The sequence below is a fragment of the Buchnera aphidicola (Microlophium carnosum) genome (assembly GCA_011752475.1).
GTDB classification, from domain to species: domain Bacteria; phylum Pseudomonadota; class Gammaproteobacteria; order Enterobacterales; family Enterobacteriaceae; genus Buchnera; species Buchnera aphidicola_BG.
The window spans coordinates 304,705-328,154 of sequence record CP048747.1; the positions used below are offsets into that span (position 1 = coordinate 304,705).

Below are 23,450 nucleotides of genomic sequence, written 5' to 3' on the forward strand. Positions count from 1 at the left end.
TTTATTAAATAAAAAAATAATTTAATAATATCTTAATCGTTGAAAAATTTTTTTTATTTTTTTATGATCTTTAACACCAGGAGATATTTCTATCCCAGAATTAAAATCTAATCCTAAACAATTTAATTGAGAGGCTAATATACAATTATCTACATTAATTCCTCCAGCTAAAATAACATCATCTAAAATATGGTTGTGCAAAATAGACCAATTGAAAGATGTATTGCTTCCTCCTGAATGAGAGTCAAACACATATCTATTTATGTTGTTCCAATTACGATTTGGTAATTCTGTTTGAATAGAAAAAGCTTTCCAAATTTTAATTTTTTGGGGTAGTATTGCTCTTAATTTATTAATATATTGTTGATTTTCTTGCCCATGTAATTGAACTGCATACAGAGAAAGTTCTTCAGAAAGCTTAGCAAGAATATTTATATCTTCATTTTGAAAAACTCCTATAAATCTTAATTTGCTATTTATAATAATATTTTTTGCAATTATTTTAGTGATATGACGAAGAGAATTTTTTATAAAAATAAGTCCACCATAAATTGCTCCATGTTTTTCGGCAATTTGTATATCAATACTACGAGTTAATCCGCAAATTTTATTATTCCCAAATATTATAGAACGTACACCTATCTCTAGATTAGTTTGAGACATTAAATGAGAACCGATTAAAAAACCATTAACAAATTTACTAAGTTCTTTTATTTCACGGTATTTTGTTATACCAGATTCACTTATTATTATAATGTCTTTTTTAACTGCAGTAGATAGGATGCGAGTACGATTTAAATCAATTGACAAATCATGTAAATTACGATTATTAATACCAATAATATCAGCATTTAGTTTAATCGCACGTTTTAATTCTTCTATATTATTTACTTCAGTTAATATACCCATATTTAATGTTTTTGCGATTGCAGATAACTCTTGATACTTTATATCATCTAAAATAGACAACATTAATAAAATAGCATCTGCATTATAATACCTGGCTAAATACACTTGATACGAATCAATAAAAAAATCTTTACATAAAATAGGTTGAGGAACACATTTTCGTACTAAATTTATAAATTCTAAATTTCCATGAAAATATTTTTCATCTGTAAGAACTGAAACAGAAGAAGCATATTTTTTATAAACATTAGAAATTTCAATTAAATCAAAATTACTTCTAATAACACCTAAAGAAGGAGATGTTTTTTTGTATTCTAATATAAAACAAGGATTTTTTTCTTTTAAAGAATTATAAAAATTACGGGTTTTTTTATTAATTTTGTTTTGAAAATTAATTAATGGTTGTTTTTTTTTTCTTAATGTAATCCAATTACTTTTATCTTGTATAATTTGTTTAAGTATTGTTTCTTGCATAATTATCTTCTTTTAGCATGTCAGCAACATTTATTATATGTTTATAAACATCTCCGCTTCTGATTTTATTTAATGCTAATTCGGTATTTTCTTTTAAATTTTCGTGTCCAAATACCTTTAATAGCATTGCTACGTTAACTGCTATTAGTTCTTCATTTAATTTGTCACCTTTACCTTGCATTGTTTCACTGATGATACGATAATTTTCTTCTAAAGAATATTTTTTTAATATTTTTTTAGGATGAATTTTTAAGCCAAAACTTTCTGGTTCTAGTTGATATGATATAATTTCTTTATCTAATAACTCAGAAACATATGTTGTTCCGTATAATGTAACTTCATCAGTATCATCACTATTCAAAACTATACCACGTTGATATTTTAGATTTTTTAAAATTTTCACTGCAGGATTTATTAGTTTTTTATTATAGACACCAATAACAGTGAGAGGAGGTGCTGCAGGATTAAGAAAAGGACCTAATAAATTAAAAATAGTTTTAGTTTTGAGAGTGGTACGAACATTATGAGAATATTTAAAACCATTATGATACTTAGGTGCAAATAAAAAACAAATATTTAATTGATCTAATGTTTGACGAGATTTTTCTGGAGATGCATGTAAATTGATATGCAATTTTTCTAAAAGATCAGAAGAACCTGATTTGCTAGAAATTCTTTGGTTACAGTGTTTGACAATTTTACAACCACACGTTGCTGCAACAAATGCACTTGCAGTTGAGATATTAATAGTATTTTTTGCATCTCCACCTGTTCCTACAATATCAGAAAAAATATAATCAGGTTTAGGAAAGTGTTTTACTTGATCTAAAAACGCATATATTGCACCTGTTATTTCTTCTATTGATTCACCTCGTATTCGTATTGCTGTTAATATAGATGCTAATTGTATATCTTTTATTCTTCCAGAAGAAATTAATTTAAATAATTGATAACTTTCTTCTTGACTTAAATGTTTTGAATCATAAATTTTATTTAAGATATTTTGCATTTCTTACCTTTATTTTTTATATATATATTAATATATAAAATTTTTTAATATTTATATTTTTTTAAATTTCCACAATAATATATTGATATAAATAATTCAATTTAAATTTAACAAACTTTATTTAGAATTATTTTAAAAACTAAAGTTTATACCGAAGAAATAAAAAATATAACTATTATTTATAGATATGATGTATGTTATATTTTTATTTTTTTTGGAGCGTTTTTTAATGAATAAAATACTAGTAATGATATTATTTTCTTTAGTTTCTATTACTTGGGGGACTACTTGGATTGCGATGAAAATTGCAACAGAAACAATTCCTCCATTTTTTGCTACTGGCATGCGTTTTTTAGTTGCTTCTCCTCTATTAATCATTCTTGCATATTATACAAAAACACCTCTTTTATTTCCATATGGACAAAGATGGTTTCAATTTTTTATCTCAATTTTTTATTTTTCTATACCATTTACATTAATGTTATATGGAGGAATTTATGTCAGATCTTCAATTTCTTCTATTATATTTTCAAATATGCCTGTTGCTGTATTGACAATATCATTTTTATTCTTAAAAAAAAAATTATTTTTAAACCAAAAAATAGGAGTGTTAATTTCTTTAATTACATTACTAACTGTTTTACTGATAGAATTAGAATCACAATGTTTTTTCCAGTGGAAAGGAGTTTTAGCTTTACTATTTGCTTTGTTTAGTCATGCTGTCATTTACGCTAAATGTCAAAAAAAATGCTCCAATATATCTGTTATTACTTTTAATGCTTTGCCATCACTAATATCTGGAATATTATTATCTATAATATCTTGGTTTATAGAAAATCCTCATATAAATACTTTTTCTAACAGATCTATTGCAGCTATATTTTATCTTGGAGATTTTTCCGGAATTTTTGGTATTTTATCTTATTTTTATTTACAACAGAAAGTAAGTGCATTTTATGCTTCTACTGTTTTTTTAATTTTTCCAATTATTGCTGGATTTTTAGAAAATTATATTTATAAACATACCACTTTATTATGTGAAATGTGGTTTATTTTTCCATTAATTATAGGAATATTATTAACCTTAATTCCAGTTGAATATATAAAAAAGTACAAAGAATTAAATAATAAAAAATTATAGTTTTTATTTTATTATAGAAAATGATGAAAGGTTTGATCAATGAGTGAAAAAATACAAAAAATATTATCTCATTTTGGATATGGATCACGTCGAAATATTGAAGAAATGATTAGATGTGGAAATATACTTATTAATGGGAAAAAAGCAGTAATTGGTCAGCGTTTAAATAATAAAAATATTGGAAATATTGCCATTAAGGGAGAAATGATATCTATAAAAAAAACACAGTTTAAAACGAAAATAATAATTTATAATAAACCCGAAGGAGAAATTTGTACTAGAAATGATTGTAAAAAACGTAAAACTGTATTTGATCAATTACCACATTTAAATATTTATCGATGGATTAGTGTTGGAAGATTAGATATCAATACTAGAGGATTGTTATTATTTACAAATAATGGAAATTTAGCTAATAAACTTATGCATCCTAAAAACAAAATAGAAAGAGAATACTATATTCGAGTTTTTGGAGAAATTAATAAAAATACAATGAATATTTTAAAAAATGGAGTTAAGATTAAAGATGGTTATGCTTCGTTTAAAAGTATAGAATCTATTAATAATACACATTTAAAAAAAAACAAATGGTTTAAAGGTATTTTATGTGAGGGGAAAAATCGTGAAATAAGATCTATGTGGAAAACAGTTAAATGTCAAGTTAGTCGACTGATTAGAGTACGATATGGAAATATTATGTTACCTAAAAATTTAAAATTAGGACATTGGACTGAATTAAATTCTATATTAGTAGATAACTTGTTTAAGTTAGTTTCTTAAAAAAACACTAAAATTTTTATTCTATATTTTTTAAAAAAAATATTTTATCTATATCTTTAAAAAGGTTTATTATGTGAATTTACTTCTAAATTATGAATTTTTTTTAGCAAAAATTATTACTTTTATTATAATATTAACTTTGTTTTATACAATAATAAAAAGAAAAAAAAATACTAAAAATAAAATAAAAATTACTTTATTTCAAGATCATTATAAAAACATAAAAACCAAAATATTATTATCTACTATGCAACAATTTGAAAAAAAGATATGGTTTGCAAAAGAAAAAGAAAAAAATAAAGAAAACAAAAAAAAAATATTAGAAAATAAAGATCAATATCTTACGGATAAAAAGAAAAAATTATACATTTTAGATTTTAAAGGAGATGTTTATGCAAATGAAGTAGTTGGTTTAAGAGAAGAGATATCTGCTATTCTGTCGGTAGCAAATAAAGATGATGAAGTTTTATTACGTTTAGAAAGTTCTGGAGGAGTGATTCATGGATACGGATTAGCAGCTTCTCAATTAAATAGATTACGTCAGAGGGGAATACGTTTAATTGTATCTGTGGATAAAATAGCAGCAAGTGGTGGGTACATGATGGCATGTGTTGCTGATTATATTGTTTCAGCTCCATTTGCAATAATTGGTTCAATTGGGGTAGTAGGTCAAATTCCCAATTTTAATAAATTATTGAAAAAATGTCATGTAGATATTGAACTTCATACTGCAGGAGATTATAAACGAACTTTAACTATGTTTGGCAACAATACTCAATCAACACGTAATAAATTTTGTGAGGAATTAAATGCAACACATGAACTTTTTAAAAATTTTATTAAAGAAATGAGACCATCTTTAGATATTGAAAATGTATCTAATGGAGAACATTGGTTTGGAACAACTGCTTTAGAAAAAAAATTAGTAGATCAAATTAGTACCAGTGATGACGTCTTAATTTCTAAAATGAAAGACTATACTTTATTAGGTATAAAATATATGTACAGAAAAAAAATATTAGAACGTTTTACTTCCTCTATAGCACATAATTTTAGTAAAATTTTACTTAAAATGTTTTTTTATAAAAATTATTTTTAGTTTTAAAAAAGTAAAAAATTTTCAATATAATTAATATTACCATCATAAATTTTTTATGAATATACATTCATATAATTAAATATGATTTACTGGGAAAAAACATGCAAAAATATCTTGTTATAGTTGAATCTCCAGCAAAAGCAAAAACTATAAATCAATATTTAGGTTCTAAATACATAGTAAAATCTAGTATAGGACATGTACGAGATTTAATAACAAGTAAATCAAAAAATAAAGAAAAAAATAAAGAGTTTTCTAATAAAAAAATTTTTTTAAAAAATCATGAAAAAACGATTCTCATAAATCAAATGGGAATTAATCCTTATCAAAATTGGAAAGCTGAATATTATATTTTACCTGGTAAAGAAAAAATTATTTCTGAATTGAGAACTATTGCAAATCAAGTAGATCATATATATCTTGCTACAGATTTAGATCGAGAAGGAGAAGCAATAGCTTGGCATTTAAAAGAAGTTATTGGTGGAGATTCTTCTAAGTTTAGTCGTGTAGTATTTAATGAAATTACTAAATATTCAATAAAAAAAGCTTTTAACAATGTAGTTCATATTAATATGAATCGAGTACATGCACAACAAGCACGTCGTTTTATGGATCGCATTGTAGGTTATATGGTTTCACCTTTATTATGGAAAAAAATATCAAGGGGTTTATCTGCAGGACGAGTTCAATCTGTAGCAGTTCGTATAATCGTAGAACGTGAAAATATTATAAAAAATTTTATTCCAGAAGAATATTGGAAATTAAATGTGTCACTTTTTTCTAAAGATCAAAAAAAGATTAGTATGAATGTAACACATTATAATAATAAAACATTTTATCCGATAAATAAAACTGAGGTAGATTTCGCAGTAGAAAAAATGAAACAATCATTGTTCATTGTTAAAAATTATGAAGAAAAACATTTTTATAGAAAAGCTCCTGCTCCATTTATAACTTCTACTTTACAACAATCTGCTAGTCTTCGTTTAGGATTTAGTGTAAAAAAAACAATGTTTTTAGCACAAAAATTATATGAGGAAGGTTATATAACTTATATGAGAACTGATTCTAATTATTTGAGTAAACATGCAATAAAAAAAGCTCGAGCATACATAAAAAACTACTATGGTAGTGATTATTTACCTAAAGAACCTAATTTATTTTCCAATCAAAAACATTCTCAAGAAGCTCATGAAGCTATTCGACCATCTGATATTGAAATAAAAAATATACAGTTAGATAATTTAGATGTAAGTGCTAAAAAATTATATGAATTAATTTGGAATCAATTTATAGCTTCTCAAATGACATCGATTAAATATAAATCTATCACTATAACAGTTGTAGCTGATATGTTTGAATTAAAAAAAAATGAAAGAATAATTCTGTTTAATGGTTGGAGCAAAATTTTAATAGAAGAGAAAAATATTATTTCTGAGTTTCCTCTATTAAATGTAGGAAGTTTATTACTAATAGATGAAATTGTAACTAGTCAAAAATTTACTAAACCTCCACCACGTTTTAGTGAAGCATCTTTAGTACGCGAATTAGAAAAAAAGGGTGTTGGAAGACCTTCTACTTATTCTATAATAATATCAAAAATACAAGATCGAGGATATGTTAAAATTAAAAAAAACAAGTTTTATTCAGAAAAAATGGGTGAAATTCTTACCATTCGACTAAAAAAAAGTTTTAGCAATCTAATGGATTACAACTTTACTGCACATATGGAAAAAAAATTCGATAAAATAGCTAATAATGAAATTGAGTGGAAAAATGTACTTGATTCTTTTTTTAAAAATTTTTCTGAAAAATTAGAAAAAGCCAAAAAAAGTCCAGAAGAAGGAGGAATGGAATTCAGTAAAGTCGTTCCAACTTCAATTAATTGCTCAATTTGTTGTAATAAAATGGGAATAAAAAACGCCATCAATGGTGTTTTTCTTAGTTGTTTAGGATATAATAATACTATATCTAAAAATCGTTGTAAGCAAACTATAGATCTCATTGCATTGAATTATTTTAATGAAATAAAAGAAGAAAATATAGAACAAACACCTCTGCAATTAATTAATCGATGTGAAAAATGCAAAATGTCTATGGATAGTTATTTTATTAATCAAAAATTAAAATTGCATATTTGCATTAATAATCCTAGTTGTGTTGGTTATAAACTTGAAGAAGGAGTATTTAAAAATCCTATTTATTTATCTGAAACAATTCAATGTGAAAAATGTCATAGTAAAATGATATTGAAAACAGGTCCGTTTGGAAAATTTTTTATGTGTATAAATAAAACGTGTAAAAATACAAGAAAAATTTTACCTAATGGAAAAATATCGGATCCAAAGTTAGAACCCATTTCTTTTCCGCAGTTACCATGTAAACAATCTAATGCATGGTTTGTTTTACGAGAGGGGATTTCCGGTATTTTTTTTGCTGCAAATACTTTCCCTAAATCACGTGAAACTAGATCTCCATTTGTAGAAGAACTGTTTCAGTTTCAACATTTATTACCAGAAAAAATACACTATTTATCTAGTGGTCCTATAATTGATAACGATGGAAATAAGACTATAGTTTGTTTTAATAGAAAAACAAAAAAACATTATATTGCTTCTAAAAAAGAAGGAAAGTTTACAGGTTGGTCAGCTATATTTATTAATAATAAATGGCGTGTGATTAGTAAATAATATTTATGTAATATTTATAAAAAAATCAATCAAAGCATCTCAATGAAACATTTTTAAAAAAATCTGATTTTTTACTTTATTAAAAAACATGCACGTATTTTTTCAGTAATTAATCTAACAAATTTTGGACTACTAGTTATATTTCCAGAATGACTATTATTATATTCATGTCCTCCTGTAAAATTACTAATTAAGCAACCAGCTTCTCGAACTTGTAATTTACTTGCTACAAAATTATTAGGTTCTAAATTAAAATCAAATAAGCAATCTATTTTTCCAGCTGCAACATAAGCAGCATCGAGTACAGTAGAACCAGTACATCTAAAAGAAATTCCGCATAAAGTTAATTTTTTGTATATTTCAAAATAAGATGATGTTTCATCATGAAGTTTATTAGGCAAATTAACCGCAACTGTCGTATAACTTAAAGTATTAATTTTACTGCATCTAGTTCGGTATCCGTTTAATTGTGAACCCTGTCCCTTTACGGCTGTAAACAAATCATTTTTTATAGGATCGTATATTACAGAAATTTCAGTTTTACTCTTCACGACAACAGCAATAGAAAGACAAAAATATGGAAAATATTTAATAAAATTATTTTTTCCATCTAATTCATTAATAACCCAAATAGTATTTTTTTCATTTTGTTTAAAAAGAATATTTTCATTTTTTTTGAGAATAATATGATGGGGATAAGATTTATAGATAATATCACTAATTATTTTATTTGTTTTATACAAAATATTTTTTACAAATATTTTGTTTTTTTCTATATCTTCTTTGATAAATTTATGTGTATCATAATTTTGAATAATAATATCACCTCCTTTTCGTACTGCACGAATAGCAATGTTTAACATTGGATGCATAGAAATCTCCTGATTTTTAAAATTTTTCAAAAAAATATCATAATTTAAAAGACTTTAATATTTATCTCAAGATAATTTTATTAGAAGGTAATAATATTTTTTAAGATATAACAATAGTGTCAAAATTAATGAGTTTATTATATTAGTATATAATATTAATATAATTAATATACATAAAAATAATAATATATTATTGCTATTTTTTTCTTATAAGGTAAAGTTTTAAATAAAAAATATTGTATAATAATTTATTTCAGGTTTTTAGATGAATAAGAATATTAATATATCAAATATTTCAAAAGACAAAATTAATTTATTAGGTTTACATCGTCAAGATTTAAGACATTTTCTTATTTCTTTAGGAGCAAAAAATTTTTGTGCAGAACAAATTATGAATTGGATTTACAGTCACTACTGTAACGATTTTAATAAAATGTTGAATGTTAGTGTAAAAATAAGAAAGCAATTATACGAAAAATCCTATATATTTGCATCAGAATTTACAGAAGAAAAAATTTCTCATGATGGCACAATAAAGTGGATCACATCTATTAATACACAAAAAATTGAGACAGTTTATATACCAGAAAAAAAACGTTCTACTCTTTGTGTTTCTTCGCAAATAGGATGCTCTTTACAATGTCATTTTTGTGCTACGGGTAAGGGAGGTTTCCAAGGAAATTTGAAAGTTTCTGAAATTATCTCTCAAATTTGGCAAGCAAATAAAATATTAAAAGAAAAAAATATTACAAACCGCATTACTAATATAGTTTTTATGGGTATGGGTGAACCTTTATTAAATTTAAATAATGTCGTATCTGCATTAAAAATAATTCTGGATGAGCATGGTTTTAGTTTACCGAAACGACGTATCACTTTATCTACCTCAGGAATAGTTCCGGCATTAGATAAATTAAGAAATATGATCGATGTTTCTTTAGCAATTTCTTTGCATGCTCCAAATGATTCTATTAGAAATCTTATTATGCCAATTAATAGAAAATATAATATTGCTTCTGTTTTAGATTCTACATTAAATTATCTTAAATATTCAAATGCTAATAGAGGTGGAGTAACAATAGAATATGTTATGCTAGACAGAATTAATGATTCAAACGAAAATGCTCAACAGTTAGCAAATTTATTAAGTCACATACCAAGTAAAATTAATTTAATTCCCTGGAATTCTTTTTCAGGATCATCTTTTTTTTGTAGTAGTCTTAATCGGATTAATATTTTTGCCAATATTCTACGGAAAAAAGGATTTACTACAATCATTAGAAAAAATAGAGGACAAGATATTAATGCTGCATGTGGGCAATTAACTGGCAGTATAATAAATCGTCTTAAAAAATAATTTAATATATTATCTTTTCATTATATATAAAAAATATGAATAAATACAAAATAATTAATAGAAGAAAATCAGATCGTATTTACGTTGGTGCAATACCTATTGGAAATAATGCTCCTATTTCAGTTCAATCAATGACTAATACTCGTACCACCAATACTTTAGAAACTATTAATCAAATTTTAGAATTAAAAAAAGTAGGGGTAGATATTGTTCGTATTTCTATACCCACCTTAAAAGCTGCGGAATCATTTAAAGAAATTAAAAAACAGGTAAAAATTCCATTAATTGCAGATATACATTTTGATTATAGATTAGCTTTAAAAGCTATAGAATATGGAGCAGATTGTTTAAGAATTAATCCTGGAAACATTGGAAATAAAAAGAGAATATCAGAAATAATTACTTATGCAAAGGATAAAAATATTCCAATTCGTATTGGTGTAAATGCGGGATCTTTAGAAAAAGATATATTAAAAAAATATAAAACTCCTAGTCCAGAAGCTTTAGTAGAATCGGCTATGAGACATATAGAATATTTTGATACTTTAAATTTTAATCAATTTAAAGTTAGTGTTAAAGCATCTGATGTATTTTTAGCAATTGAATCATATCGGCTATTAAGTAAAAAAATTACACAACCTTTACATATTGGAATAACAGAAGCGGGTGGACTAAGAAATGGTACAGTAAAATCTGCTATAGGTATTTCTTTATTATTATTAGAAGGTATTGGAGATACAATGCGAATCTCATTAGCTGCGAATCCTATTGAAGAAGTAAAAGTAGGTTATGATATTCTACAAGTATTAGGTTTAAGATCAAGAGGAATTAATTTTATTGCTTGTCCTACTTGTTCTAGACAAGAATTTGATGTAATTAAAACAGTTAATCAATTAGAAAAGAAATTAGAAGACATTTCAACTCCTATGGACGTATCAATTATTGGTTGTATTGTTAATGGAATAGGAGAAGCTAAAACAGCAACACTAGGATTAACAGGAAGTTATAAAAAAAGTTCATTGTATGAGGATGGAATACGACAACAAAAAAAAATAAGCAATGAAGAAATAATTGAAAAAATGGAAATTAAAATTCGAAAAAAAATAAAAAAAATAAAACAATTAAATAGTTTTAAAAAAGATAATATTTAACGCTATACTTTAATTAATTTATATTTAACATAAGAGATAATAGTGAAAAAAGAAATTAAATCAATTAGAGGAATGCATGATTATCTTCCAAAAGAATTAAAAATATGGAGTTATATAGAAGTTATATTAAAAGAAGTTCTAACTAGTTATTGTTATTTAGAAATCAGATTGCCTATATTAGAAAAAACTGAAATTTTTAAAAGAACCATTGGTAGTATTACTGATGTGGTAGAAAAAGAAATGTATTCTTTTGAAGATCGAAAAGGTAATAGTTTAACTTTACGTCCAGAAGGTACTGTAGGTTGTGTACGAGCTATAATACAAAATCATTTATTACATAATAAAAATAATAAATTTTGGTATTTAGGTCCGATGTTTAGATATGAAAGACCCCAAAAAGGAAGATATCGTCAATTCCATCAGTTAGGTGCAGAAGTATTCGGATCAGACACAGAAGATATAGACCTAGAAATTATCATTTTAACCAATCGTTTATGGAAAAGAATTGGTATTGATTCATATATCACATTAGAAGTTAATTCAATTGGTTCGAAAACAGCTCGTTTTCAATACAAAAAAAAATTAGTTGATTTTCTTAAAAAATATGAACATTTATTGGATAAAGATTCTAAAAGACGATTATATACTAATCCTTTACGTATTTTAGACTCTAAAAATCCAGATATACAAAAAATATTAAAAGAAGCGCCGTTACTAAGTGAATATATCGATATACCTTCAAGTAATCATTTTAACAGTTTATGTAATATGATGAGTTCTCACGGAATTAAATATAACTTGAATCCAAATCTAGTAAGAGGATTAGATTATTATAATAGCACTGTTTTTGAATGGAAAAGTAATAAATTAGGTTCACAAAATACTATTTGTGCAGGTGGTCGATATGATTCTTTAGTACAAGAAATGGGCGGTAAAAAAACATCTGCTATAGGATTTGCAATAGGAATAGAACGTTTAGTTTTATTAACAAAATCAGTAAAAATTTTCTCTGAAACAGTAGAAGATATTAATATTTATATTATTTTTATAGGAGAAAACAACAAATTTCATGCTATACATTTATCTGAAGAAATACGAGATTCATATCCAAAATTAAAAATATTTATTAATTTTTTAAATCAAAACCTTACAAAAAAAATAAAAAATGCTATAAAATCTTCAGCAAATGTTATGATTTTAATAGGTGATAATGAAATTAAAAGAGAATTTTTTTCAGTCAAAGATTTAAAAAAAGAAAAAGAATATTATCTTTCAAAATATGAATTAATGATAAAAATTCAAAAAATTTTTCAATATATGTAATTTTTTAAATTATTTTTTATTTGTTGTAAAATTTAATCTTTAGGTAAAAAATGTTAAATAATAAAATAGATTTTTCAAAATATGATCCAGAAATATGGTTTGCAATGGAAGAAGAAAGAAAAAGACAAGAAAATCATATAGAATTAATTGCATCAGAAAATTATACTAGTCGTTATATTATGAGTGCACAAGGTTCACAATTAACTAATAAATATGCAGAAGGTTATCCTGGAAAACGCTATTATGGTGGTTGCAAATATGTAGATATAATAGAAGAATTAGCAATTAATCGAGCAAAAAAATTATTTGATGCTGACTATGCTAACGTTCAACCTCATTCTGGTTCTCAAGCTAATTTTTCTGTTTATACAGCACTGTTAAAACCTGGCGATACGATATTAGGCATGAAATTATCACATGGAGGTCATTTAAGTCATGGATCTTCAGTAAATTTCTCGGGTAAAATGTATAACGTTATTCCGTATGGAGTAGATGAAAGTGGTGAGATTAATTATGAAGAACTATTTAAATTAACTGATAAATATAAACCAAAAATGATTATTGGTGGTTTTTCGGCATATTCTGGTGTTTGTAATTGGAAAAAAATGCGTATGATTGCAGATCAAGTTAATGCTTATTTTGTTGTTGATATAGCTCATATTGCTGGTTTAATAGCAGCTAAAATTTATCCTAGTCCAATCAATTACGCACATGTTGTTACAAGCACTACTCATAAAACATTAGCAGGACCTAGAGGTGGGCTGATTCTTGCTAAAAATGGAAGTGATTTTTTGTATAAGAAATTAAATTTATCAGTTTTCCCTGGCACACAAGGAGGTCCGCTTATGCATATCATTGCTGCAAAAGCTATTGCTTTTAAAGAAGCTTTAGAACCTAAATTTAAAGAATATCAAAAACAAATAGTAAAAAATTCTAAAACTATGGTTCAAAATTTTTTAGAAAAAGGATATCAGATAATTTCTGGGAAAACTTGTAATCATTTATTTCTAATTAACTTAACTAATAAAAAACTTACGGGGAAAGATGCTGATATTGCCTTAAGTAAAGCCAATATAACTGTAAATAAAAATACTATACCTGATGATTTAAAAAATCCCTTTATTACTTCAGGAATACGCATTGGGACACCTGCTGTTACCAGAAGAGGATTTAAAGAAAATGAAGTTTCTGAAGTATCAAGTTGGATAGCTAGTATTTTAGATGATGTTCATGATCATAATAACATTGTTATGATTAAAAAGAAAGTATTAGAAATTTGTTTAAAATATCCTGTTTATATTTAATTAAATGATATTAAATATATCCATCTTTGTTAATAATTATATTAATAATTATAAAAACAACACTTTTAAAAAAATATATTTTAAATTTTTTATTAAGGTAATATTATCTCTATTTTTTTAAAATTTATTTTATTTTTATTATTTAAATATGGAATTTCACCTAAAAATGGAGATTTAATATAACTTAACAAAGTTTGGATATAATATACATTATATTTATCTTTTGGATAAATGTTATTAGCAATCCAACCTCCACATTTTATTTTTTCTGAAATAATAGCTTTTTCTGTTAAAATTGCATGATTAATGCATCCTAATTTAATAGCAACAATAATGATAACAGTCAATTTTTCTTTTTTGACCCAACTGGAAAAGGTATCTTTATAAGATAATGGTGTATACCATCCACCAGCACCTTCGACTAAAATCCAATTACTTTTATTTAAAATATTACTTAAACCTAAAGATAATGCTTTTTTCGTAATATTTTTTTGTTGTAATTGACTGAGGATATGAGGAGGAGCATTTTCAACAAATGAAATTGGATTCACTTCTTTATCACTTAATATTATTGAACTGTTTTTTTTAAGAATATTTGCATCATTATTTAAAAAATTATATGATTTTTTTTGATATCCAGAAGATATGGGTTTATATCCTGCTGTTTTATATCCAGCAGCAGTAGCTTTTTTTAATAAAATACTGCTTGCAATCGTTTTCCCTACATTTGTATCAGTTCCGGTAATAAAAAATTTTTTAATCATAATTAATCTTATTAATATAGTCGATGTATAATTAAAGTAATATATTCTCTTAATATAATAATTAATTTTAGTAAAAATATTTTTATGTAATTAATTTTAATTGAATACTAAAAATTGTTTAAAATAGTATGAATATATTTCCTAATTAAGTAACTCGATATAAATCATTATACGTATTTAATAAAATAACGCATAACTATAATATTGAGTTACTCCAAAAATCAAAAATAAAATTATTCTTATTTAGAATAATTGTCTAATATTTTATTTAAAGATAAAATATTTTTATAATAGAAAATATTTATTAACGTTTAACAATTAAAAAATAATTTTTCTACATTACACATTACAATGTATCTGCATTATAGTATTGATCTTTGTTAATTTTTAATGACTGTATTATAGTATCGTATTTATTTTCTTTTAATATAGGTTGTTTTTTATATTCAGGATGTAAATTTAATTTTTTAAATAATTCTAAGTCATGTTTTTCTTCTGGATTATTTGCAGTAAGTAATTTGCAACCATAAAAAATAGAATTAACTCCAGCCATAAAACACATTGCCTGAGTTTGATCATTCATATTTTTACGTCCAGCAGACAGTCTAATATAAGATTTTGGCATCATAATACGAGCTGCGGCAATAACACGAATAAAATCAAACGATTCTACATCTTCATTATCTGACATTGGTGTCCCTGGAATTTTAACTAACATATTAATAGGAACGCTTTCTGGCTGAACAGATAAGTTAGACAATTCCATTAATAATTCAATACGATCTTTTATTTTTTCTCCTAAACCTATAATACCTCCAGAACAAATCTTCATTCCAGAATTGCGAACTATGTGTAATGTATTTATTCGTTCTTGATATGTTCGAGTAGTAACAATATTTTTGTAAAAATTTTCAGATGTGTCCAAATTATGATTATAAAAATCTAAACCTGCATTTGCTAATTTTTTTGCTTGCGAATTATTCAAAGTACCTAAAGTCATACAAGTTTCCATTCCCATTTTTTTTATTTCTTTAATAATTTTTTCTAAATAAGGCATATCTCTTTCTTTTGGATTTTTCCATGCAGCACCCATACAAAACCGACTAGAACCTAACGATTTAGCTTTTTTTGCAGCACTAAGAATTTGTTCTATTTCTAACAATGGTTCTTTTTTTAAACCTGTTTTATATCTAGCACTTTGTGGGCAATATTTACAATCCTCTGGACAAGAACCTGTTTTTATTGAAAGTAATGTGCTTATTTGTATTGTATTAGGATTAAAGTATTTTCTATGTTCTTTTTGAGCTTGAAACATAAGATCAAGAAATGGTTTTTTAAAAAGTATATTTGTTTTTTCTAGAGTCCATTTTTTTTTCATATTATCTCCAAAAAAATTATGATTTTTATTTAGTAAACGTTTATACTTAATTATCTAATATTTTATATATAAAAAATAATGAGTCAATCTGATACATTTTTTGATCAAAAACATATTTGGCATCCTTACGCTTCTATGATTGATCCTATTCCTTGTTATACTGTTATATCTGCTAAAGGAATTTATTTAAAATTAAGAAGTGGAAAAAATATTATAGATGGCATGTCTTCATGGTGGTCTGCAATACATGGATATAATCATCCTATTTTAAATAAAGCATTAAAAAAACAAATAAGAAAAATGTCTCATGTAATGTTTGGTGGAATTACACATCTTCCAGCGATTGCACTGTGTCGACAATTAATTTCATTAACACCAGAAAAATTAGATTGTGTTTTTCTTTCTGATTCAGGTTCAGTTGCTATTGAAGTAGCAATAAAAATGTTAATACAATATTGGCAGTCATTAGGTCAAAAAAGAAAACTATTTTTAACTATTCGTAATGGTTATCATGGCGATACTTTTTCTGCAATGTCAGTTTCAGACCCAGAAAATTCTTTTCATAAAATATATAATAATTTTTTATCAAAAAACTTGTTTGCAGATGCACCAGTATCTTCTTTTTATAAAGATTGGAATGCTAATGATGTTATATCTTTTAAAAAAATAATAGAAGAAAATTCATCAAAAATAGCGGGAGTCATATTAGAACCTATAGTACAAGGTATAGGAGGTATGAATTTCTATCATCCTATGTATTTAAAAAAAGTAAAAATGTTATGCGATTATTATTCTATTCCAGTAATTTTTGATGAAATTGCAACTGGATTCGGTAGAACTGGAAAAATGTTTGCTTTTGAACATGCTAATGTTGTACCAGATATATTATGTTTAGGAAAATCAATCACGGGTGGTACAATCACTTTAGCTGCGACTTTAACTTCACGTCATATTGCTGATACTATTAGTAAAAGTAAAACAGGTTGTTTTATGCACGGTCCAACTTATATGGGTAACCCGTTGGCATGTGCAGTAGCTAATGCTAATATAAAAATCTTAAAAACTAATCAATGGAAAATCCAAGTATCCAATATCGAAAAACAACTATTTAAAAACCTGCTTCCATTAATGAATCATCGATATGTAATTGATGTACGTATATTAGGAGCTATTGGTGTTGTTGAATGTTCTCGTTCAGTTAATATGTTTTTAATGCAAAAGTTTTTTGTAAAAAATGGGGTTTGGATTAGACCATTTAAAAAATTAATTTATATTCTACCACCTTATATTATTAGTTCTCATGCATTAAGAAAATTAACTGATGTGATTATAGACGCTTTAAATCAAGTTGAACTATTTTTAAAAATTTAATTTTAATATAATTTATGTATAAGTATCCATACAGGTTTTTGACCAGTACTATATATATTTAATTTTGTTAATTCACCAGTATTGTTAGAAATACTATAGATGACAAATGTATTAGATTTTTCTCCAGCAACTATTAAATATGTATTATTATAATTTATATAAAATGCTCGAGGTTGTTCTTCTGTTGGGTAACTTTTAAAAAAAGTAATTTTATTGTCATATTGATTGATATGGAATAATGAAATAATATTAAATAAACGATCAGTAACATATAAAAAACGACCACACGATGTTAAATGAATATCAGAAGACCAATAATATTTTGAAATTTGATTATTTAATACACTGATATTTTGTATATTTTTTACTTTTGTTATATTGTTTATTTTATATATTTTCCATACGTCTATAGTCCCATTTAATTCATTTATAGTATAGACAAAATCTTGATTAGGATGAAAGACAATATGACGAGGTCCTGATTTTCTTTTAGTACTTAATAATTTTTGTTCGGTGCTTTTTAATATTCCGAAATTAGTTAAATAATACAAATAAATAGAGTCTTCTTTAAGAGACATGATAAATAATATATTATATTTATAATTTATTTTAGCAGCATGACAACCGTCTATATTATAAATAATTTGTATTGGATTTTGAGGTATACCATATTGATCTAATGGACTCACAATAATACAATTAGAATGATAAGAGCTGCAAAATAAAAATTTCTTGTTTTCATCAAAAGAAATATAATTAGCTTTTCCTGGGATAGCAGTTTCATGTTTTTTTTCAAGAAAACCATTGTTTTTTATAGAATATGTAATAATTTTATTATTAGGAAATACTCCCGCATACAATAAATTTTTATTTCCAATAATGTTTATAGGTTGAATTTTATGATCCGTTTCAATTTTTTGTATTAAATCCATATCGCCATTATCATATAAATTCCATACCTCTATATTTTTACTTTCTGAATTAGCAATGTAAACAACTTGTTTCATATAACTCCTTTAATATTTTAAATAAAATCAATAATAATAATATCATAAAATATTCAATAATGATTTTAATTAAATAAAAGTTAAAAACTATTTTGATGTAAATTTCTTAATAAGTTTATAATCCACTTAAGACGTAAATAATCTTTATTTACATTTAAAAGAAATTTTATTTTTGTAGGGTTTTCCATCTTCCAAATCTTTGGTTCTTCTTGAAATATCTTCAATAAATATTTAATATTGACAGTATTATTATGATTAAATTCTATCACTCCTGTTTTTTTATTAGATTTAATGTATTTAATACCAATTTTATAAGCCATTAATCGAATTTTAGCAATTAAAATTAAATTTTTTGAGAAATCAGGTAATTTTCCAAATTGATCAATTAGTTCATATTTTATGTTTTCTATTTCTTCCTCGTTTTTAGCATCGGAGATCTTTTTATAGAAAAATAGTCTTGTGTTAACATCTACAATGTAATTATCAGGTAATAAAGAAGAAACATGTAACTCAATTTCTAATGATTTTTTAGGTAATTGATTAACAGATAAAACTTTGTCAGTTTTTAATAAGTCAATAGCATTGTTTAATAATTCCATATATAAAGAAAATCCTATACTTTTTACATGTCCGCTTTGTTCTTTTCCTAATATTTCCCCTACCCCCCTAATTTCAAGATCTTGATTAGATAAAGAAAACCCGCCTCCAAAGTTATCAACTGATGAGATTGCTTCCAATCTTTTTTTTGCATCTGGAGTAATTTTATTAAAATTATTAACAAGAAATAAAGCATATCCTTGATGATTAGATCTACCAATACGACCACGAAGCTGATGAAGTTGAGATAGTCCAAAATGATTAGAATTTTCAATAATAATAGTATTTGCTCTTGGTATATCAACACCACTTTCAATAATTGTAGTACAAATTAAGACATTAAATTTATTTTTATAAAATTCATTCATGACTTTTTTTAAATCAATGTTCTTCATTTGACCATGACCTATTTTAATATTCGCTTCAGGAATTAATTTTGTTAATCTTTCAGCAATATTCATAATATTTTTCACTTTATTATATATATAATAAATTTGACCGCCTCTCGAGATTTCACGTAATATTGTTTTTCTTATTAATAAAGGGTTGTATTCTTGAATAAAAGTTTTAATTGCTAGTCTTTGAGCTGGAGGGTTTGATATAATAGATACATCTTTTATCCCAGTCATTGCCATGTTTAAGGTACGGGGTATAGGTGTAGCTGTTAAAGTAAGAACATCAATATTAGAATACACTTTTTTTATAATTTCTTTATGACTTACACCAAATTTGTGTTCTTCATCAATAATTAATAGTCCCAGACTATGCCATTCTATTTTTTTAAATAATAGTTTATGAGTACCTATTAAAATATTAATTTTCCCATTTTTAATATTTTTAAAAATTAAATCTTGTTCTTTTTTCATTTGAAATCTAGATAATATATTAATTATAATAGAATAATTAGAAAAACGTATTTTAAAATTTTTATAATGTTGTTGTGCTAATAAAGTAGTTGGCACTAAAATAGCTACTTGTTTATTATTAGATACAGCTAAAAAAGAGGCTCGCATAGCAATTTCTGTTTTTCCAAAACCTACATCACCACAAATCAAACGATCCATAGGAATTGAATTAGACATATCTCTTAGTACAAATTTCATTACTTTATTTTGATCTGATGTTGTTTTAAAAGAACAATGATTACAAAAACACTCGTATTTTTCTTGATCTTTTTTAAATGCAAAGCCTTTTTTAGATGCTCTTTTAGCATAAATCTGTAATAATTGTGCAGCATGATCATAAATAGTTTTACTAATTTTATTTTTTTCTTTATTCCAATCATCACCACCTAATTTATGAAGAGGCGCATTTTCTATTGATGTACCAGTATAAGGTGAAACAAGATGTAAATATGAAATTGGTACGTATAATTTATCTCCTTCTGCATATGAAATAATTAAGTATTCAGATTGTATGCTAGCAGTTTCGATGGTAGTTAATCCTTCATATCTTCCAATACCATGTTCAATATGTATAATTGGATAGTTTAAAACTAACTGAGATAAATTATTTTTTTTCAGAGTGTTGGTATTTTTTTTTATATTAGCAATATATTTATTATCAATTAATACTGGTAATAAATCTTTTGTACAAATAAATAAAAAATTATTTTTTTTATCTAAAAATCCATTTTGAAGTTCTTTTATCATATAGAAATAATCAAATTTTTTATTAATATCAATAATTTTTTTTATATATTGTGGGTAAATATTATTTTTTTCTAAAAATTTTAAAATTTTTGTTAAAGATTTTTCTTTTGTTAAGGAAAATATTATTTTTCCTGAAAAATCATATAAATAACTTAATACATTATTAATTTTTTTTTGAGTATTAATATTATGAAATAAATTTGACAATTTTTGATCGTTGAAATCAATAATATTTTTATTGTCGATTTTTTTTTTTTCTGTAATTTTCATAGAAGAGTATTTCTTTAAAAAAAGTAGTGATAATTTAATTTACAATAGATTTTTTTAATATAAATATATTTTGATCAAAAAAAATATTAATATATTTTAATTATTACCAATTTGACTTTTTTATAATTATTCTAACTTGGTATCTTAAAAAGTTTTATATTAAATTTTTTTTATATATTTTAAAAAATAATTGTTTACAAACTAGAATTTTTTTTTAACAGTTACAAAAATAAATATTTAATTGAAATAACTTTATTAAAAATATATAAATAATATTTTAAAAAATAAAAAGTGTAGTTGTTATATTTTTTTTAGGTATATAATACTAGTGTCTATTGTTAAAATAAAATTTTTTATTCTCAATACAATGTATACAAATATTTAATAAAAATTTTTATAAATTTAAGATAATATCAGAATGTATAAACCTATATCTCTTTTTATCGCTATACGATATTTATGGAATACTCATCTACCAAGGTTTAAAAAAATCCTTACAATTCTATCTATTATAGCAATTAGTATTAGTACAGCTTCACTGATTATTATAATATCTATAATAAATGGGTCTGAAGAAAATTTCAAAAAAAATATTTTATCTTTTGTTCCACATTTAATAATAACAAATAAATATCAATATATTAATAAATCTGAATTACCTAAAAATATTTTAAAATTAAATAATATTGAAAGAATTTCTGATTTTATTAGCAAGGAAATAATTGTACAAAGAAAAAATAATATTTCTATGGCAGAAATAATTGGAATTGATAGTAACGATTATTGCAATATGAATAACTATAGTACAAAAAATGTTTTAGATACACTTAAACCAGGATATAATAATATAATTATAGGAGAACAATTAGCTAAAAAACTTAATGCATATATTGGTGATAAAATCAAATTAATTCTTTTGTCTAATACAAAAAACATTTTTTCAGGAAAAATTTTTAATCAACGTGTGTTTAATATCATTAATATTTTTTCTACTCAAAGTGAAGTTGATCATTATCAAATTTTAATGAATAAAGAAGACAGTATAAATTTTCTACGTTATTCTAAAAATTATATTACTGGTTGGCGAGCATGGTTAAAAAATCCATTTTCTTTAGATATTAATCAGATAAAACAAAAAACAGATAAGTTAGTTTTATTAGATTGGAAAATTCAAAAAGGTGAACTTTTTAAAGCGATAAAAATTGAAGAACATATTATGTGGTTTTTATTTTTTTTAATTTTATTAGTCACTATGTTAAATATTTTTATAATTTTTACTTTATATGTAATAGAAAAAAAAAATACTATTGCAATTTTAAAGACTCAAGGATTACAGAGTTGGAAAATTATTTTAATATTTGTTATATTTAGTTTGAGCACTGCAATTATTGGGAATATATTAGGAACGATAATTAGTATTTTACTAATTAAAGAAAATCATCTTCTAAAGTTTTTCATCGATATTTTTTTTGATGAAACTAATGTGCCAATAATTATTATTCCATTTCAAATATTTTTAATTAATATTGTTTCTATACTATTTACAATTTTTTCCACATTATATCCATCGTGGAATGTTATTCGATTAAAACCAGCTAGAATTTTATCTAATGAATAATATTATTATAAAATGTATTAATTTAACTAAATCTTATCAAGACGGAGATGCAAATTTTGATATTTTAAAAGAAATATCATTTGAGTTACAGAGAGGAGATATAGCCGGTATTATTGGAAAATCAGGTTCAGGAAAAACTACTTTTTTACATTTACTTGCTGGATTAGATACTCCTACTTCCGGTGAAATATTATTTAATAATAGATCATTTAGTTCTATGTCATCTAATCAAATATCAAATTTTAGAAACATTGAATTAGGTTTTATTTATCAGTTTCATCATTTAATGTTAGATTTTAATATATTAGAAAATGTTGCAATGCCACTTTTAATTAGTAATAAAAGTAAGCAAGAATCTGAAGAAATAGCATATAAAATGCTTAAAAAAGTTAATTTATCAGATAAAATAAAAAAATATCCAAATCAACTTTCTGGGGGAGAAAGACAACGTGTTGCTGTTGCTAGGGCTTTTATTAATAAACCTTCTTTCATAATAGCAGATGAACCTACTGGAAATTTAGACACATATAATGCAAATATTATTTTTAATTTAATATTTCAATTAAATTCTGACTTTAATACTTCTTTTTTAATTGTCACACATGATCCTATTTTAATAGAAAAAATACCCTTTTTATTCCACATAAAAAACGGTAAATTATTTAATTATAAAAATTAATTAAA

Annotated in this window: 18 protein-coding genes; 11 read left to right on the forward strand and 7 right to left on the reverse strand. The window is 24.3% G+C overall.

The annotated features are described in order from the left end of the window. Positions 1-21: 21 nt before the first annotated feature. Both trpCF and trpD read right to left on the reverse strand, forming a co-directional pair. Positions 22-1,383: a bifunctional indole-3-glycerol-phosphate synthase TrpC/phosphoribosylanthranilate isomerase TrpF gene (gene trpCF, locus G4A98_01390; protein ID QIQ41866.1), complete on the reverse strand. Its 1,362-nt coding sequence runs from the start codon at positions 1,381-1,383 to the stop codon at positions 22-24. Next, positions 1,364-2,392, reverse strand: coding sequence for an anthranilate phosphoribosyltransferase (gene trpD, locus G4A98_01395; GenBank protein QIQ41867.1), 1,029 nt, complete (start codon positions 2,390-2,392; stop codon positions 1,364-1,366). The genes trpCF and trpD overlap by 20 nt, the downstream gene beginning before the upstream one ends. 229 nt (positions 2,393-2,621) lie before the next feature. Here trpD and G4A98_01400 point away from each other — a divergent pair, with 229 nt between their 5' ends. From G4A98_01400 to topA, 4 genes are all read left to right on the forward strand, one after another. Beyond that, the gene (locus G4A98_01400) at positions 2,622-3,533 is read left to right on the forward strand and encodes a DMT family transporter (GenBank protein ID QIQ41868.1); all 912 of its coding nucleotides are present in this window, start codon (positions 2,622-2,624) and stop codon (positions 3,531-3,533) included. A gap of 39 nt (positions 3,534-3,572) precedes the next feature. Then, the gene (locus tag G4A98_01405) at positions 3,573-4,313 is read left to right on the forward strand and encodes a pseudouridine synthase (protein QIQ41869.1); all 741 of its coding nucleotides are present in this window, start codon (positions 3,573-3,575) and stop codon (positions 4,311-4,313) included. A gap of 73 nt (positions 4,314-4,386) precedes the next feature. Further along, the gene (gene sohB, locus G4A98_01410; protein QIQ41870.1) at positions 4,387-5,412 is read left to right on the forward strand and encodes a protease SohB; all 1,026 of its coding nucleotides are present in this window, start codon (positions 4,387-4,389) and stop codon (positions 5,410-5,412) included. A 101-nt stretch (positions 5,413-5,513) separates the two neighbouring features. Further along, entirely contained in the window at positions 5,514-8,102 is a 2,589-nt protein-coding gene (gene topA, locus G4A98_01415) for a type I DNA topoisomerase (GenBank protein ID QIQ41871.1), read from the forward strand. A gap of 71 nt (positions 8,103-8,173) precedes the next feature. Here the strand turns inward: topA and G4A98_01420 are convergent, their stop codons facing one another. Next, a complete protein-coding gene (locus G4A98_01420) occupies positions 8,174-8,974 on the reverse strand; it encodes an inositol monophosphatase (protein QIQ41872.1) in 801 nt (266 codons plus the stop codon). Between the two features lie 265 nt (positions 8,975-9,239). Here G4A98_01420 and rlmN point away from each other — a divergent pair, with 265 nt between their 5' ends. From rlmN to G4A98_01440, 4 genes are read left to right on the forward strand one after another with little or no spacing between them, the layout of a single operon-like run. Next, positions 9,240-10,331: a 23S rRNA (adenine(2503)-C(2))-methyltransferase RlmN gene (gene rlmN, locus G4A98_01425; protein QIQ41873.1), complete on the forward strand. Its 1,092-nt coding sequence runs from the start codon at positions 9,240-9,242 to the stop codon at positions 10,329-10,331. A gap of 35 nt (positions 10,332-10,366) precedes the next feature. Then, on the forward strand, positions 10,367-11,482 hold the full coding sequence (gene ispG / locus G4A98_01430) for a flavodoxin-dependent (E)-4-hydroxy-3-methylbut-2-enyl-diphosphate synthase (GenBank protein QIQ41874.1): 1,116 nt from the start codon (positions 10,367-10,369) through the stop codon (positions 11,480-11,482). 42 nt (positions 11,483-11,524) lie between these two features. After that, positions 11,525-12,805, forward strand: coding sequence for a histidine--tRNA ligase (gene hisS, locus G4A98_01435; protein QIQ41875.1), 1,281 nt, complete (start codon positions 11,525-11,527; stop codon positions 12,803-12,805). A 50-nt stretch (positions 12,806-12,855) separates the two neighbouring features. After that, positions 12,856-14,109 carry a serine hydroxymethyltransferase gene (locus tag G4A98_01440; protein ID QIQ41876.1) on the forward strand — a complete coding sequence of 418 codons (1,254 nt, stop codon included), beginning with the start codon at positions 12,856-12,858 and terminating at the stop codon, positions 14,107-14,109. A 92-nt stretch (positions 14,110-14,201) separates the two neighbouring features. Here G4A98_01440 and bioD read toward each other — a convergent pair whose 3' ends face one another. Together bioD and bioB are read right to left on the reverse strand one after the other, a co-directional pair. Beyond that, positions 14,202-14,873 carry a dethiobiotin synthase gene (bioD, locus tag G4A98_01445; GenBank protein ID QIQ41877.1) on the reverse strand — a complete coding sequence of 224 codons (672 nt, stop codon included), beginning with the start codon at positions 14,871-14,873 and terminating at the stop codon, positions 14,202-14,204. Between the two features lie 346 nt (positions 14,874-15,219). Continuing rightward, entirely contained in the window at positions 15,220-16,251 is a 1,032-nt protein-coding gene (gene bioB / locus G4A98_01450) for a biotin synthase BioB (GenBank protein ID QIQ41878.1), read from the reverse strand. A gap of 78 nt (positions 16,252-16,329) precedes the next feature. Between bioB and bioA the strand changes: the two genes are divergently transcribed. Then, positions 16,330-17,622 carry an adenosylmethionine--8-amino-7-oxononanoate transaminase gene (gene bioA, locus G4A98_01455; protein ID QIQ41879.1) on the forward strand — a complete coding sequence of 431 codons (1,293 nt, stop codon included), beginning with the start codon at positions 16,330-16,332 and terminating at the stop codon, positions 17,620-17,622. A gap of 2 nt (positions 17,623-17,624) precedes the next feature. On the opposite strand, the gene pgl is transcribed toward bioA, so the two are convergent. After that, positions 17,625-18,629 (reverse strand): 6-phosphogluconolactonase, encoded by a 1,005-nt coding sequence (gene pgl, locus G4A98_01460; protein ID QIQ41880.1) that lies wholly within the window; start codon positions 18,627-18,629, stop codon positions 17,625-17,627. A gap of 80 nt (positions 18,630-18,709) precedes the next feature. Continuing rightward, a complete protein-coding gene (mfd, locus tag G4A98_01465; protein ID QIQ41881.1) occupies positions 18,710-21,148 on the reverse strand; it encodes a transcription-repair coupling factor in 2,439 nt (812 codons plus the stop codon). Positions 21,149-21,566: 418 nt separating this feature from the next. Between mfd and G4A98_01470 the strand changes: the two genes are divergently transcribed. Beyond that, complete coding sequence (locus G4A98_01470; GenBank protein ID QIQ41882.1) at positions 21,567-22,766, forward strand: lipoprotein-releasing ABC transporter permease subunit; 1,200 nt, start codon at positions 21,567-21,569, stop codon at positions 22,764-22,766. Further along, complete coding sequence (gene lolD / locus G4A98_01475; protein ID QIQ41883.1) at positions 22,759-23,445, forward strand: lipoprotein-releasing ABC transporter ATP-binding protein LolD; 687 nt, start codon at positions 22,759-22,761, stop codon at positions 23,443-23,445. The genes G4A98_01470 and lolD overlap by 8 nt, the downstream gene beginning before the upstream one ends. Positions 23,446-23,450: the final 5 nt, after the last annotated feature.

Excerpts from the sequence above, each read along its gene's own strand:
- trpCF (QIQ41866.1), bottom strand. The coding sequence starts at position 1,383 with ATGCAAGAAACAATACTTAAACAAATTATACAAGATAAAAGTAATTGG.
- trpD (QIQ41867.1), bottom strand. The coding sequence starts at position 2,392 with ATGCAAAATATCTTAAATAAAATTTATGATTCAAAACATTTAAGTCAA.
- G4A98_01400 (QIQ41868.1), top strand. The coding sequence starts at position 2,622 with ATGAATAAAATACTAGTAATGATATTATTTTCTTTAGTTTCTATTACT.
- G4A98_01405 (QIQ41869.1), top strand. The coding sequence starts at position 3,573 with ATGAGTGAAAAAATACAAAAAATATTATCTCATTTTGGATATGGATCA.
- topA (QIQ41871.1), top strand. The coding sequence starts at position 5,514 with ATGCAAAAATATCTTGTTATAGTTGAATCTCCAGCAAAAGCAAAAACT.
- G4A98_01420 (QIQ41872.1), bottom strand. The coding sequence starts at position 8,974 with ATGCATCCAATGTTAAACATTGCTATTCGTGCAGTACGAAAAGGAGGT.
- rlmN (QIQ41873.1), top strand. The coding sequence starts at position 9,240 with ATGAATAAGAATATTAATATATCAAATATTTCAAAAGACAAAATTAAT.
- ispG (QIQ41874.1), top strand. The coding sequence starts at position 10,367 with ATGAATAAATACAAAATAATTAATAGAAGAAAATCAGATCGTATTTAC.
- G4A98_01440 (QIQ41876.1), top strand. The coding sequence starts at position 12,856 with ATGTTAAATAATAAAATAGATTTTTCAAAATATGATCCAGAAATATGG.
- bioD (QIQ41877.1), bottom strand. The coding sequence starts at position 14,873 with ATGATTAAAAAATTTTTTATTACCGGAACTGATACAAATGTAGGGAAA.
- bioB (QIQ41878.1), bottom strand. The coding sequence starts at position 16,251 with ATGAAAAAAAAATGGACTCTAGAAAAAACAAATATACTTTTTAAAAAA.
- bioA (QIQ41879.1), top strand. The coding sequence starts at position 16,330 with ATGAGTCAATCTGATACATTTTTTGATCAAAAACATATTTGGCATCCT.
- pgl (QIQ41880.1), bottom strand. The coding sequence starts at position 18,629 with ATGAAACAAGTTGTTTACATTGCTAATTCAGAAAGTAAAAATATAGAG.
- mfd (QIQ41881.1), bottom strand. The coding sequence starts at position 21,148 with ATGAAAATTACAGAAAAAAAAAAAATCGACAATAAAAATATTATTGAT.
- G4A98_01470 (QIQ41882.1), top strand. The coding sequence starts at position 21,567 with ATGTATAAACCTATATCTCTTTTTATCGCTATACGATATTTATGGAAT.
- lolD (QIQ41883.1), top strand. The coding sequence starts at position 22,759 with ATGAATAATATTATTATAAAATGTATTAATTTAACTAAATCTTATCAA.